This window comes from Kribbella swartbergensis, assembly GCF_054784135.1.
The window spans coordinates 193,241-206,794 of sequence record NZ_BAAGPM010000008.1 but is presented as its reverse complement, the minus strand read 5'-3'; the positions used below and the strand labels follow the sequence as shown (position 1 = coordinate 206,794).

General features: G+C 68.5%; 11 protein-coding genes. 7 read left to right on the top strand and 4 right to left on the bottom strand.

Features of this window, described 5'->3' with window-relative positions; translation table 11 throughout:
* Positions 1 to 46: 46 nt before the first annotated feature.
* Positions 47 to 829 (top strand): IclR family transcriptional regulator domain-containing protein, encoded by a 783-nt coding sequence (locus ACYVOK_RS04665; protein WP_460660970.1) that lies wholly within the window; start codon positions 47 to 49, stop codon positions 827 to 829.
* A 362-nt stretch (positions 830 to 1,191) separates the two neighbouring features.
* On the opposite strand, the gene ACYVOK_RS04660 is transcribed toward ACYVOK_RS04665, so the two are convergent.
* Positions 1,192 to 1,611: a VOC family protein gene (locus ACYVOK_RS04660; RefSeq protein ID WP_460660969.1), complete on the bottom strand. Its 420-nt coding sequence runs from the start codon at positions 1,609 to 1,611 to the stop codon at positions 1,192 to 1,194.
* Between the two features lie 114 nt (positions 1,612 to 1,725).
* Positions 1,726 to 2,745 (bottom strand): SIS domain-containing protein, encoded by a 1,020-nt coding sequence (locus ACYVOK_RS04655; RefSeq protein ID WP_460660968.1) that lies wholly within the window; start codon positions 2,743 to 2,745, stop codon positions 1,726 to 1,728.
* Between the two features lie 139 nt (positions 2,746 to 2,884).
* On the opposite strand from ACYVOK_RS04655, the gene ACYVOK_RS04650 reads away from it, so the two are divergent.
* Positions 2,885 to 3,607: a GntR family transcriptional regulator gene (locus tag ACYVOK_RS04650; protein WP_360514859.1), complete on the top strand. Its 723-nt coding sequence runs from the start codon at positions 2,885 to 2,887 to the stop codon at positions 3,605 to 3,607.
* Between the two features lie 195 nt (positions 3,608 to 3,802).
* A complete protein-coding gene (fbaA, locus tag ACYVOK_RS04645) occupies positions 3,803 to 4,828 on the top strand; it encodes a class II fructose-bisphosphate aldolase (protein ID WP_460660967.1) in 1,026 nt (341 codons plus the stop codon).
* Between the two features lie 66 nt (positions 4,829 to 4,894).
* Here the strand turns inward: fbaA and ACYVOK_RS04640 are convergent, their stop codons facing one another.
* Together ACYVOK_RS04640 and ACYVOK_RS04635 are read right to left on the bottom strand one after the other, a co-directional pair.
* Entirely contained in the window at positions 4,895 to 5,869 is a 975-nt protein-coding gene (locus ACYVOK_RS04640) for a type IV toxin-antitoxin system AbiEi family antitoxin domain-containing protein (protein ID WP_460660966.1), read from the bottom strand.
* Positions 5,870 to 5,953: 84 nt separating this feature from the next.
* On the bottom strand, positions 5,954 to 6,397 hold the full coding sequence (locus ACYVOK_RS04635) for an HNH endonuclease (protein WP_460660965.1): 444 nt from the start codon (positions 6,395 to 6,397) through the stop codon (positions 5,954 to 5,956).
* 145 nt (positions 6,398 to 6,542) lie between these two features.
* Between ACYVOK_RS04635 and ACYVOK_RS04630 the strand changes: the two genes are divergently transcribed.
* From ACYVOK_RS04630 to ACYVOK_RS04615, 4 genes are all read left to right on the top strand, one after another.
* Positions 6,543 to 6,950, top strand: coding sequence for a DUF3151 domain-containing protein (locus ACYVOK_RS04630; RefSeq protein ID WP_460660964.1), 408 nt, complete (start codon positions 6,543 to 6,545; stop codon positions 6,948 to 6,950).
* A gap of 58 nt (positions 6,951 to 7,008) precedes the next feature.
* Entirely contained in the window at positions 7,009 to 7,755 is a 747-nt protein-coding gene (locus ACYVOK_RS04625) for a 2-phosphosulfolactate phosphatase (protein ID WP_460660963.1), read from the top strand.
* Positions 7,756 to 7,908: 153 nt separating this feature from the next.
* Entirely contained in the window at positions 7,909 to 9,126 is a 1,218-nt protein-coding gene (locus ACYVOK_RS04620; protein WP_460660962.1) for an MFS transporter, read from the top strand.
* Between the two features lie 105 nt (positions 9,127 to 9,231).
* The gene (locus tag ACYVOK_RS04615) at positions 9,232 to 13,548 is read left to right on the top strand and encodes a rhamnogalacturonan lyase family protein (protein ID WP_460660961.1); all 4,317 of its coding nucleotides are present in this window, start codon (positions 9,232 to 9,234) and stop codon (positions 13,546 to 13,548) included.
* The last annotated feature ends 6 nt before the right edge of the window (positions 13,549 to 13,554 follow it).

Here is a 13,554-nt window from a genome sequence, read left to right as displayed (position 1 = left end):
GATTTCGCTGAGCGAAAAAATCTTCTTTCAACGAAAAGGCTAGCCGATGGCCGGTGAGGCGTCCACAGGTACGTTCCTGCAAGGGCTCGAACGGGGGCTCGCGGTGATCCGCGCGTTCTCGGCGGAGGCGCCGTCGCTGACGCTCAGCGAGGTGGCTCGCGACGTCGGGATCTCACCGGCGACGGCGCGGCGGATCCTGCTCACGCTGGAGGAGCTCGGGTACGTCCGCAGCGACGGCCGGCGGTTCTCGCTCACTCCGCGCGTGCTCGCGCTCGGCTGGGCGTACCTGTCGTCGCTGGACTTCGGCGAACTCGCCGGACCGTTCATGGAGGAGCTCAGCGCGAAGACCCGCGAGTCCTGCTCGATCGCCACCCTCGACCTGCCGGACATCGTGTACGTCGCCCGCGTCCCGACCAGCCGGATCATGACCGTCGCCCTCGGGGTCGGCGCCCGGCTGCCGGCGTACGCGACCTCCATGGGCCGCGTCCTCCTCGCCGGCCTCCCCGACAACGAGCTCACCGCGTACCTCTCGTCGGTCAAAACCGAACCCCTGACCGACCGCACCATCACCTCACCCGACGAACTCCGTGACGTCATCGTCCGCGCCCGCACCGACGGCTACGCCCTCGTCGACCAGGAGCTCGAACTGGGCCTCCGCTCGATCGCCGCCCCCATCCACAACGCCCGAGGCCGAACCATCGCCGCCCTCAACGTCTCCGCCCACGCCTCCCGCTCCACCCCCACCTCCCTCCGCACCGAAGTCCTCCCCCACCTCCAATCCACCGCCACCCAAATCACCACAGCCCTAACCCACCGCGGCCACCTCTAACCCCCGCTGCCCCCGCGGCTACCTCTGAGTCACGCGGCCACCTCTGACCCCGCGGCCACCTCTGACCCCCGCGGCCGTACCTGGCCGAGCGCCGGGTTCGCCTTCAGGCGCGGTGCGTGCGGGCTTGGGGTGGATGGCAGGAACGCGGCCGACGGCTCACCTGCGGACTGCGCCGCCCGGAGTTCGCTCTCGGTATGCGCCGCCGCGGGAAGCCGTCGGGCGTGGGGACCTGCTGCGCTCCGCGCCGACCAGGTGCCGAGCGGTGGTTGGCGGAAGGGCCAGGGCTTCGGCTCGGTGCCGAGCGGGGGTTGGCGGAGGGGGCAGGTGTTCAGCTCGGTGTCGAGCGGGGGTTGGCGGAGGGGTTACGGGTTCAGGTTGGCCAGGATCTCCAGGTAGTGGGGGTTGTTCATGATGCCGATGATGTTGCCGAAGGGGTCGGTGACCGAGGCGGTGCGGAAGCCGGTGTTGTTGCCTCGTTCGGTGATGCCTTCGATCAGGGTCGCGCCGAGCGAGAGGAGCCGGTCGAGCGTGCCCTCCAGGTCGTCGACGTGCCAGTGGATGATCGCGCCGGCGGGGCGGTTGCCGACCTGGTGCGGTGCGTACTTCGCGTCGATGATCCCGAGCTCGCACTGGAAGTCGCCGAAGCGGTACTCGAGATACCCCGGATTCTCGAAGTTCGGTACGGCGAAGTACGGCTCGATGCCGAGCAACTTCGTGTACCACTCCCGGGCGGCCTGCATGTCGGTGGAGTAGAAGCTGACGGTGGCGAATCCTCGCAACATCTCGGTGGTCCTTCCTGGTGTTCCCGGTTGATGACCACCACACTTCCAGTCAAACAGCTCACCAAATGAGCACTTTTCCCGACGACTTTCTGAGGCCGTGGATTCTGCCGAACGTCAGTCGGTCTGGGTGACCTTGCGGAGGCCTCGGGGAGCGTCGGGGTTGAGGCCGAGCTTGCGGGCCAGGGACTCGATGGCTCGTTGGGCGGGGATGACGAGGGCCAGCGGGGCCAGGGTCTCGGGGAGGTCGGGGCCGGCCAGGTCGACGTCGCAGCGCGAGGCGAACTCGGGGTCGCCGCCGATGCCGAGGATCTTGCTGCCCTTCTCGCGGACAAGGCCGGCCAGCTCGGTCATGCCGGGCAGGGCGGGACCCTCGCCCGCGGCGACCAGGATCGTGACGAGGTCCGCGTCGACGACCGCGATCGGCCCGTGCTTCAGGTCGGCGTACGACAGACCGCGCACCGGCTGCAGGCAGGTCTCCTCCAGCTTGAGGGCGACCTCGAGCGTCGTCCCGAAGGTCAGACCACGACCGCTGGCCAGGACGTCGTGCGCACCCGCGAGCAGGTCGGCGGCCTCCTCGACCGAGCCCTGCAGCATCTGCGAGGCGGCGTCCGGGACCCGGGCGATGTCGGCGTCCAGGGTGCCCGGCTTCTGCGCCAGCGCGTCGACCGCGACGGTGATCGCCGCGAGCTGCGTGGTGTAGGTCTTGGTCGCGGGTACGGCGAGCTCCTGGCCGGCCTGCGTGATCAGGGCGACGTCGGCCGTCGAGGCGAGCGGGCTGTTGCCGTCGTTGGTGATGCCGACGATGGCCGCGCCGTTCCGCTTGGCCCACTCGGCGGTGTCGACGATCTCCTGGGTCGCGCCGGACTGGCTGATCGCGACCACCAGTGAGTTCGACAGGTCGAGGTTCGCGCCGTACAGGGTGGCCACCGAGGGGGCGGCCAGGGACGCCTGCCGGCCGGCGTGGATCTCGGTCAGGTAGCGGCCGTAGACGCCGGCGTTGTCGGACGATCCGCGCGCGACGAAGATCACGTGCCGGCGCCCCGCCGCCAGTCGCGTGATGTCGTGCCGCAGCGGCAGAACGTGCTCGAACGTGGCCGCCAGCGCGGCCGGCTGCTCGGCGATCTCGCGCGCCATCTGGGTTTCCGGGGCGGGGACAGACACCACTGGGATCACTGGTCCTATCTGGTCTTAACAGGTATGCTGCGCACGATAGCAGTGAGCGGCGTCCCGGGGCACCCCCGAGGCCCGCCCAGGTCTGGAGGATCGAGATTCGATGGTTGCGACCAAGCGGGCCCAGGTCCGATCGGTACTGGAACGGCTGATCGATGTCGAGCTTCACCCCGGCGACCCGATCCCGTCCGAGCGCGCCCTGGTGGACAAGCTGAACGTCTCCCGGGTGACCGTCCGGCAGGCGATCAGCGACCTGGTCGAGTCCGGCGCGCTGGAACGCGTGCACGGCAAGGGCACCTTCGTCACCGGTCCACAGGTCGACTCCCAGCTGCACCTGACCTCGTTCTCCCGGGAGATGCGGGCCCGTGGCCTGGAGCCCGGCACGGTGGTGCTGTCGGCCACCGAGATCGAGGCGTCCGACGAGACCGCGAAGGGTCTGCGGGTCGCCAAGGGCACCAAGGTGATCCGGGTCGAACGCCTCCGCACCGCCGACGCGTCGCCGATGGCGTACGAGATCGGCTACTACCCGTCCGCGCTCTTCCCCGGCCTGCTCGGCCGTGAGCTCGGCACCCTGTACGACGTCTTCGCCAGCGAGTACGACGTCGTCGTCACCTCCGGTGAGCAGACCGTCCGGGCGGACAACGCCGACGGTCATGTCGCCCGGGTTCTCGGCGTGGCCAGGCGGGCACCCCTGCTGGTCCTCGAGCGCACCACCTTCGCCGGCCGCAAGGTCGTCGAGCTGTCCTGGTCGGCCTACAGGGCCGACCGCTACCGGCTGCACATGGCCCTGACCCCGCGCGGCCCGAGGTCCGGGTCGTCGGCCTGAGCCGGACCGGCCGCCGTCATCGGCGCGCAACGAACTGGACCGGTCCTGTTCATCCACTGGTCTGCAAGCCTGCCGATCGCTCCCCGGCCACCTGGCCGGTCCGGCTGGCGGGCCGCCGGGTACGACGAGGTGCCCGGCGGTGATACTGGAGCTCAACAACCCACATGAACTGTGTTGTGAGGAGTACCGCGAGACATGCCTATTGCCACCCCTGAGGTCTACGCCGAGATGCTGGACAAGGCCAAGCAGAACCGCTTCGCCTACCCGGCCATCAACGTGAGCTCCTCGCAGACGCTGATCGCCGCGATCCGCGGTTTCGCCGAGGCGGGCTCGGACGGCATCGTCCAGGTCTCCACCGGCGGCGCCGAGTACCTGTCCGGGTCGACGGTGAAGAACATGGTGACCGGTTCGGTCGCGCTGGCGGCGTACGCGCACGAGGTCGCCAAGAACTTCCCCGTCAACATCGCGCTGCACACCGACCACTGCCCGAAGGACAAGCTGGACGGCTTCGTCCGCCCGCTGCTGGAGATCTCCGCGGAGCGGGTCGCCCGCGGTGAGAACCCGCTGTTCCAGTCGCACATGTGGGACGGCTCGGCGGTGCCGCTGCAGGAGAACCTCGAGATCGCCAAGGAGCTGCTGGCCAAGACGGCCGCGGCGAAGATCGTGCTGGAGATCGAGGTCGGTGTCGTCGGTGGCGAGGAGGACGGTGTCGCCAACGAGATCAACGAGAAGCTCTACACCACCGTCGAGGACGGCCTGGCCACGGTCGAGGCGCTCGGCACCGGTGAGAACGGCCGCTACATCACCGCGCTGACCTTCGGCAACGTGCACGGCGTCTACAAGCCGGGCGCGGTCAAGCTGCGGCCGGAGATCCTGAAGGAGATCCAGGACCAGGTCGGCGCCAAGGTCGGCAAGGAGCGCCCGTTCGACCTGGTCTTCCACGGCGGCTCCGGCTCGACCCTGGAGGAGATCCGCGCCGCGGTCGACAACGGCGTGATCAAGATGAACGTCGACACCGACACGCAGTACGCGTTCACCCGGCCCGTCGCGGCCCACATGTTCACCAACTACGACGGTGTGCTGAAGGTGGACGGCGAGGTCGGCAACAAGAAGGCCTACGACCCGCGCTCGTGGGGCAAGCAGGCCGAGGAGGGCATGGCCAAGCGCGTCGCCGAGGCCTGCGAGAGCCTCCGCTCCACGGGTACGTCGCTGAACGCCTGACATCTGTTTCTCCTGACAGAGCTGGGGTTTCGAGGGGCTCACCGCATCGTGCGGTGGGCCCCTCGCTCACATCCGGGCCCGGGCGACGTCGAAGTGCCTGATACCGCTGCGGCGGGCGGCTCGGGTGAAGCCGGCGCGGACCCGGTCGACGACGAGGAACGGGTCGTCGAGGTCTCTCCAGGAGATCCAGCAATGCTCGAGCGGATCGGGCGCCGTCGGATCGGGTCCGGCCGGAGTCTCGGTCGGCTCCTCGTCCTCAGGCTCGGCTTCCTCACACCAGAAGGGGAATCGCGGCTCGAACTCCACAACCGTGCGCTCGTCCGGGAACCACAAGGACGCTACCTCCGCGCCGGGAGGCTCCGAGGGATCGGCATCCGGTGGCGGTGCGGACGACGGCTTGGGCAGGCCCGCGCCGGCGAGGATGAACCGCAGGCGGGATTCGGCCACCGAGGCGGACTCCGCACCGGCCCGGGAGATCGCCGCGACAGCGCGTTCGTTGCCGTGGTCCGCGACAGCGCGTTTCAGCGACCGGCGGGTGACCAGACCGGCGTACAAGGCGGCCTCGGTCAGGACGACCGCGGGCGCGGCGGGCGAGGTCGCGGCCACCTCGACGACGGCGCGGGCCGGTGACACCATCCGCAGCTTGTTCCACACCTGGACCCCGGGGCCGACTGGATCACGGATGTGCCGGTAGACCCCGCCCACGCAGCCGCCTCGGCCGTGCGGTGCGGTCACGTGTACACGGGACAGGTCGAGGCCCCACAGCGGCAGGGCATGCAGGGCCGCCGCGGACTGGTGGCTGGCGACGACGGAAGCGCCACCGGAGCGGAGCACCCGGTAGACCTTCCGCAGATGCAGGACCTCCTCGGTGACGAGCGTGAGCGCCCGGTGCGCGGCATAGGTGCCCGGCCGGACGCGGCGCCAGCCGCCGGTGTCCAGCAGGATGTCGATGTCCGGGTCGGGGTAGCCACAGGCGCGCGCGTCGGCACGGGTGAACACCCCGCCGCGGATGGTGGCCATCACGGCGAGTTGAGGGTTCATGCCCTAGAAAGTGCCGCGATCGGACCCGCGATCTCACCACGACTTCAAAGCTGTGGACAGCGGGCATGAAAAAAGCCCGTCATGTCAGATGACGAGCTCCGCGCGGGTTGGTACCCAGGGTTGCCAGAGGAGCGGCATGCCGGCCTCGGCGGGCGTGCGGTTGCCTTTCCGCTCGTTGCAGGCGGCATGGGCGGCCACGGCGTTCAGCCACTCGGTGCGGCCGCCCCTGGATCTGGGTTGGACGTGGTCCATGGTGTCGGCGTTGTCCAGACCGCAGTACGCGCACCGGAACTTGTCCCGTCGCAACACTCCGTGCTTGCTGTACTTCATCCGGCCGGCCGCGTACCGCCAGTGCGTCACCACGTACCGGACCAGTCGCAGCACGCGTGGGACCGGAAAAGGGCCGATCGTCCGCTCTCCGTGCGCCTCTTCCACCACTGCGACCTCTCGCACCAGCATCCGGATGGCGTGCTGGATCGAGACGGTGTGCAGGGGCTCGTACGACGCGTTCAGGACTATGACGCTCATCCGGTGCCTCCTTCCGGCCGTAGCTGGGAACCACGGCGGCATTGACGCAGGGTCTCAAGCATCCGTGGCCGGTCGGTGAACGGTCAACGGATTTCGTCAGACGGTCACGTGCCGGTTGGGCTGCGTGATCGGCGAAGATGTGCTTATGGAATTGAACAATCTGCTCTCCGGTCCACCCGAGACACTACTCCCCGTAGACCCGGCGGCGGCGGAACTCGCCGCGGGGGCCGCTGCGGTGGACGTCGCGGCCAAGTTCCCGGCGTCGTCACTGGCCTGGAGTCAGCTGGCCGAGGCGGCGCTGGCCGACGGGCGCACGATCGAGGCGTACGCGTTCGCCCGGACCGGCTACCACCGCGGTCTGGACCTGCTTCGCCGCAACGGCTGGAAGGGGCACGGCCCGATCCCGTGGGAGCACGAACCGAACCGCGGGTTCCTGCGCTGCCTGGCGGCCCTGGCCAAGGCGGCCTCGATCATCGAGGAGAAGGACGAGGCCGAGCGCTGCGCCACCTTCCTGCGGGACTCCTCGGCGACGGCGGCGGACGCCCTGAGCTGAGCCGGTGCCGGGGTAAATCCGGTTGTGGGGCTGGTGGCCCGGCGGCATCATCCGTCGGGTGACCAGCCCCTACGCGCAGGACGGATTCCGGGTCGGCTTCGACTGGGCGCCGTCGGGCGCAGCCGCCGTACCAGGCAGCATCACCGCGGTCGTGGACGTGCTGTCGTTCACCACGACCGTCACGGTCGCCGCAGACCGTGGCATCGTCGTCTACCCCTACCGCTGGCGTGACGAGACCGCCGTCACGTACGCGCAGCGCCATGACGCAGTGCTGGCCGTCGGCCGTTCAGCAGCCGGCCCCGGCGACGTGAGCTTGTCGCCGGTCACCATCCGCCGAGCGCAGGGCATCGAGCGGCTCGTGCTGCCCTCACCCAACGGCTCGACCATCTGCCACCAGCTCAGTGACAGCGGAACGACCGTGCTGGCGGTGTCGCTGCGTAACCGACTCGCCGCAGCGGCGTGGGTGAACGCGCGTCTCGCCGAAGACCCGGGTCTCAAGGTGGTGGCGATCGCGGCAGGGGAGCGGTGGAAGGACGGCTCGCTACGGCCGGCTGTCGAGGATCTCTGGGGTGCCGGCGGATTCCTGGCCGCTCTCGACACGGACGGGTTCTCGCCCGAGGCCAGAGCCGCGGCAGCCGCTTACAGAGACGCCGAAGCCGAGCTCCCGAAGCTCCTGCACGAATGCGCCGGCGGTCGCGAACTCACGCAGTACGGCTTCGCGGAGGACGTCGCGATCGCTGCGGAAGTGGACAGCAGTCACTGCGTGCCCGTCCTGCGAGACGGTAAGCTGACCCCGTCAACCTGAACCACGAGGTTTTCTGCCCGTTGACATAGCCGGTAGGCGGCGTGCGTCCCCGCTTCCTGCCGAACATGGACGGTTGTAGGCGGATTCGACGGACCGGTGAAGCTGGACGCCCACGGTCGGTCCCCGCCCCTTCGGGCAGCGGAAGGTCTCACCGTGCCGGCACTCACCGGACGGATTAGCACGCCCACCGGCAACTACGCAGCGGTACTGCGTACTCCCGGGGCGTGGAAGTTCTACCTCACCGCGGCACCGGCTCGCATCGGTGTCGCGATGACCAGTCTCGGCATCGTCTGGCTGGTGCACGGATCCACCGGGTCGTACGCCGTGGCGGGCAGCGTGACCGGCGGATTCGCGGTTGCGGAAGCTCTGGCGGGTCCGCAGGTCGCCCGGCTCATCGACCGGTTCGGCCAGACCCGCATGCTGCCTGCAACGCTCATCGCTCACGCGACGGCCGTCGCCCTCCTGATCGGCCTCACGGTCACGCACGCATCGCTGTGGTCTCTGGTTGCCGTAGGAGCACTGACCGGTGCGTCACTGCCTCAGATTGGTGCGCAGACCGCGGCCCGTTGGTCGCAGGCGCTTCGAGGCACACCGTTGCTCTCGTCCGCGTTCGCCCTGGAGTCCTTGGGCGTCGGCATTGCTTTCATGGTCGGCCCCGCGCTCATAGGTACGGTCAGCTCGCTCGCAGGCCCAGTCGTCGGTATGTCGCTGGCGACCAGTCTCGTACTGCTAGGCGGCTTCTCCTTGGCTCTGCAACGCAGTACGGCGCCCCCGCCGGTCAAGCGGGATCGCACTGTGAAGCCGGATCGCCTGCTGCACAAGGGCTTTGTGGCCTTGATTGCCACGAACATCGGTATCGGCATCTTCTTCGGCTCCATGCAGGTCGCGGTCACCGCGTACGCCGTCGGCCGTGGCAGCCCGTCCCTGGCCGGACCGCTCTACAGCATCACCAGCCTGGTCGGCCTGGTCGCCGGACTCGCGTACGGCGCCAGGCGGTGGCGTATGCCGGCCCGCAACCAGTTCGTCCTCGTCCTGACAGCACTCACCATCAGCACCGTCCCACTGCTGCTGGTCGAAACGCCTTTGGCTGTTGGGATTGCGCTGGCACTGCCTGGACTCGCCATCGCTCCGTTCCAGACGCTGTCCGCCGTACTCGCCGAGGCTGAGGTGGAGTCCGCCGTACTCACTCAAGCGTTCACCTGGCTGAACTCGGGTAGCGCGGCAGGCATCGCCCTGGGCGCGGCCTTCGCAGGGCGAGCCGTCGACGCCCACAGCGCCCAGTACGGCTTCGCGGTCGCCCTGCTGGCCACGCTGGTCGCGACGGCGATGGCCTTTGTCGTCAGGGTGTCCGGATCCGGCCAGCGGAACTGACGGCGAGGTCTGTTCCGCCGGACACCCGATCCGCATACTCGGTGTTCCAGTGTGGAGAACGCTTTCCGCAGGCCCGCTCGCCTACGTCCCCGCCAGGAGTTCCCCATGAGTGCACCACTCGCCAGGCGTCGCTTGCGCCGGCTGGCCGCCGCAGTAGCGGCAATAGCCCTAGCAGCCCAGCTGCCGACCGCAGCGCAGGCGGCAGAGACAGTCCACCGCTTCGACTTCGGTACGACGGACAGCCCCGTGGCTGACGGGTACACCGGCGTCGGAGCACTGCAGTACGACGCCACGCGAGGCTACGGCTTCACCGACCCGAGCAAGGTGACGGCCACCGATCGGGGCGGCAGCGACCCGATCCGCCAGGACTTCGTGACCGTCGGCAGTACGTCGTTCCTCGTCGACCTCCCGAACGGCGACTACACGGTCGCGCTCGTCGCCGGGGACTCCGCCGAGGCCGGCGAGATCGCCATCACCGCCGAGAAGATGGCCAAGGTCCAGCTGACCGCGAAACCGGCCGGCGAGTACCTCAGCATGACGTTCCCGATCTCGCTGGTCGACGGACAACTGAACCTGGACTTCAGCGGTACGGCGGCCAAACTCAACTCGCTCGTGATCACCCGGCTGCCGGCCCGGACCGCGGGTGCGAAGCCGACCGTGTTCATCGCCGGCGACTCGACCGTGCAGACGTACGACCCCGGCTTCGCGCCGCAGGCCGGCTGGGGCCAGATGATCGGCCGCTTCTTCACCAACGACGTGCTGTTCGTGAACAAGGCGATCGGCGGCCGCAGTTCGAAGAACTTCATCAGCCAGGGCCGCCTCGACGAGATCCTCGGCGCGATCCGGCCGAACGACTACCTGTTCGTCCAGTTCGGTCACAACGATGCGACCCAGGGTGTGGACGATCGCTACGCCTCGCCCGCGGACTACAAGGAGTACCTGCGGACCTACGTGCACGGCGCCAGGCAGCGCGGGGCGGTCCCGGTCCTGGTCACACCGGTGTCCCGCCGCAGCTTCGACCCGGTGACGCTGAAGTTCAACGTCAGCTTCCCCGAGTACGTCGCCAAGATGAAGGAACTCGCGGCCGAGGAGAACGTGGCCCTGGTCGACCTGTCCGCCTCGAGCCGCTCCTACCTGGACGAGATCGGCCCGGAGGCGGCCAAGGCCGTCTTCCTGCACGTCGATCCGGGCATCTACCCGGGCCGCCCGAACGGGACCGTCGACGACACCCACTTCCAGGAGTACGGCGCCATCCAGATGGCCAGACTGGTCGCGACGGACGTCGCCGAGCTGGACGTCCCGATTGCCAAGCACGTGGTCGAAGTAGAGCCGCCGGCGACTGTCCCGGCCTCACCGACCGGGCTGATCGCCACGAGCATCTCCAACGCCGGTGCGACGCTGAAATGGACCGCTGTGGACGGCGCTGACATCTACCGCATCTACCGCAAGTCCGACGCCGGCTACACCTTGGTGGGTACGACGACAGTCGCCAGCTCCGTCGTACAGGGGCTGGCCGAGGGGCAGCCGTACTCCTACCGCGTGACTGCGGTGAACGGCCGCGGAGAGTCAGCACCCTCGACGGAGATCACCTTCACCACCAAACGCGCCAAGTACAAGTTCGACTTCGGTCCGGTCGGTTCACCCGTCGCTGCCGGCTACACCGAGGTCAACCGGACCATGACGTACACACCGTCGCGTGGCTACGGCTTCACCCAGCCGCCAGAGGCAATGGGTGACAGGGACCGCGGCAGTACGGCGGGGGTCCCCAACGACCTACAACGCGACTTCGTGCTGTCCGGCAGCCCGTTCGAGTTCAAGCTCGACGTGCCGAACGGGACCTACATGGTCAAGACCTACAGCGGCGACTGGATCGGCACCAGCCGAACAGACTTCACCATCGAAGGCCGGGCCTCCGGTAACGGCAACGCCGGCCGGGCGAGCGTCACCGAGCGGCTGCACGGACCGATCTCCATCGGCGACGGCCAGCTGAACGTCCTCGTCGGCGGAGCAGGCTCCCGGCTCAACGGGATCGACGTCACGCCGCTCCTGGTCGCGCCCACCGGCATCAAGGTGGAGGCGAGTCCCGAAGCCGCAACCATCTCCTGGACCGCGGCCGACGATGCAGCCGGCTACCGGGTGTACCGCCGCGGACCTGAGAACCCCGAGCCGGTCAAGATCGCGGACACCACCACACCGGGCCTCGTCGACACCACAGTCGTCGCGGGCTTGACCTACGAATACTCCGTCACCGCAGTCGACAACACCGGCCTGGAGTCGGTGCCTTCGGCCACGGTCCGGGCTGCGATGATCGACCCCGCCGTACCCGTTCCTGCCGCGCCGCAGTTGCTGAAGCTCCAGGACATCGACAAGAACGAACTCACCTTCCACTGGCAGAGTGTGGCGTCCGCGACCGCCTATCTCGTTGCCCGGTCGGAGGCCGCCGACGGCGTCTACCGAACCGTTGGGTTGACCACTGGGAAGTCGTTCACCGACAAGGACGTCCTGACCACGATCAAGTACTACTACCGCGTCTCGGCAGTGAATGCCGGTGGTGTCTCCGGTCCCTCCGAAACACTGGTCACGCCTGCGGCGACAGTTCTGAAGCGGCAGGCCGAGTACCTCGATCGGGCGCCGTCCGCCGTACCGACTGCTGACGGCAAGGTGCTCGTCGGCTGGCGGCTGCTGGGGACTGACCGTCCGTCGCTCGGGTTCAACGTCTACCGCGACGGTGCCCGGATCACCGCCAAGCCGATCAAGACGTCGACGAACTTCCTCGATGCGAGCGGTACAGCGACCTCCCGGTACCGAGTCACTGCCATCGACGACGAGCGCGAGTACCCGGTCACGGAGGAGTTCGGGACCTGGACGAAGAACTACTACTCCGTGCCGTTGGACAAGCCGGCCGACGACTACACCAAGGACGGCCAGCCGTACACCTACAGCGCCGGAGACGCGAGTGTCGGTGATGTCGACGGTGACGGCCGCTACGAGATCATCCAGCTCTGGTCGCCCTCCAACGCCAAGGACAACTCGCAGGCCGGCTATACGGGCATCGTGTACATCGATGCCTACAAGCTCGACGGCACCCGGCTCTGGCGTATCAACCTGGGCCCGAACATCCGGGCAGGCGCTCACTACACGCAGGTCCAGGTGTACGACCTGGACGGCGACGGCCGGGCCGAGGTGACGATGAAGACGGCCGACGGTACGACGGACGGCGCCGGGACTGTGATCGGCGACCCGAACGCCGACTACCGCAACAGCTCCGGTTACGTGCTGACCGGACCGGAGTACCTCACCGTGTTCGAGGGACTGACCGGCAAGGCGCTCGACACCGTGGACTACACGCCGCCGCGTGGTGACGTCGGCTCCTGGGGTGACACCTATGGCAACCGCGTCGACAGGTTCCTGGCTGGTGTGGCGTACCTGGACGGCGAGCACCCCAGCGTGGTGTTCAGTCGTGGCTACTACACCCGCGCCGTGCTGGCGGCGTACGACCTGGTGGACGGCAAGCTGCAGAAGCGCTGGGTGTTCGACAGTAACGACCCGGGCAGCGAAGGCGGCTACGGGATGGGTAACCACAACCTCTCCGTTGCCGACGTCGATGCCGACGGCAAGGACGAGATCGTCTTCGGTTCGATGACGGTCGACGACGACGGCTCGTTGCTCTACAGCACCGGTCTCGGGCACGGTGACGCGTTGCACGTCTCCGATCTCGTGCCGAGTCGTCCGGGGCTCGAGGTGTTCGCCGCGCACGAGGACATGGGCCGCAGCGGCAACCGCGGCGCGACCATGCGCGACGCCCGGACCGGCGCGATCCTGTGGGACATCCCGGCGGCACGTGACACCGGACGAGCCGCGGCCGGCGACGTCGACCCGCGCTACCCAGGTGCTGAAGGCTGGGCAGTCGGAGGTGACGCGGCCTGGAACTCGCGGGTCGGTCAGCTCAAGTCGTCCACCGGTGAGTTGCTGTCGACAAGCATTCCGGCGGCCAACTTCCTGGCCTGGTGGGACGGCGACCCACTGCGTGAGATCGTCGACCACGACTGGAACGCGACCACCTCGACCGGTACGCCGACGATCGCCAAGTGGGACTGGCGGACGCAGACCTCGGGCGTGCTGCTCACCGACCCGGGCGCCCGCTCCAACAACGGGACGAAGGGGACACCCGCAATCCAGGCCGACCTGTTCGGCGACTGGCGGGAGGAGATCGCCTGGCGCAGTGCGGACAGCTCGGAGCTGCGCATCTACGGAACGCCGTACGAGACCGACCGCCGGATCCACACGCTGATGCACGACCCGGTCTACCGGCTAGGCGTCGCGTGGCAGAACACCGCCTACAACCAGCCACCACACACGAGCTTCTTCATCGGCCAGGGCATGACCCACCCGACCCGGCCGAACATCGTGTACGCCCGCTGACGCCGG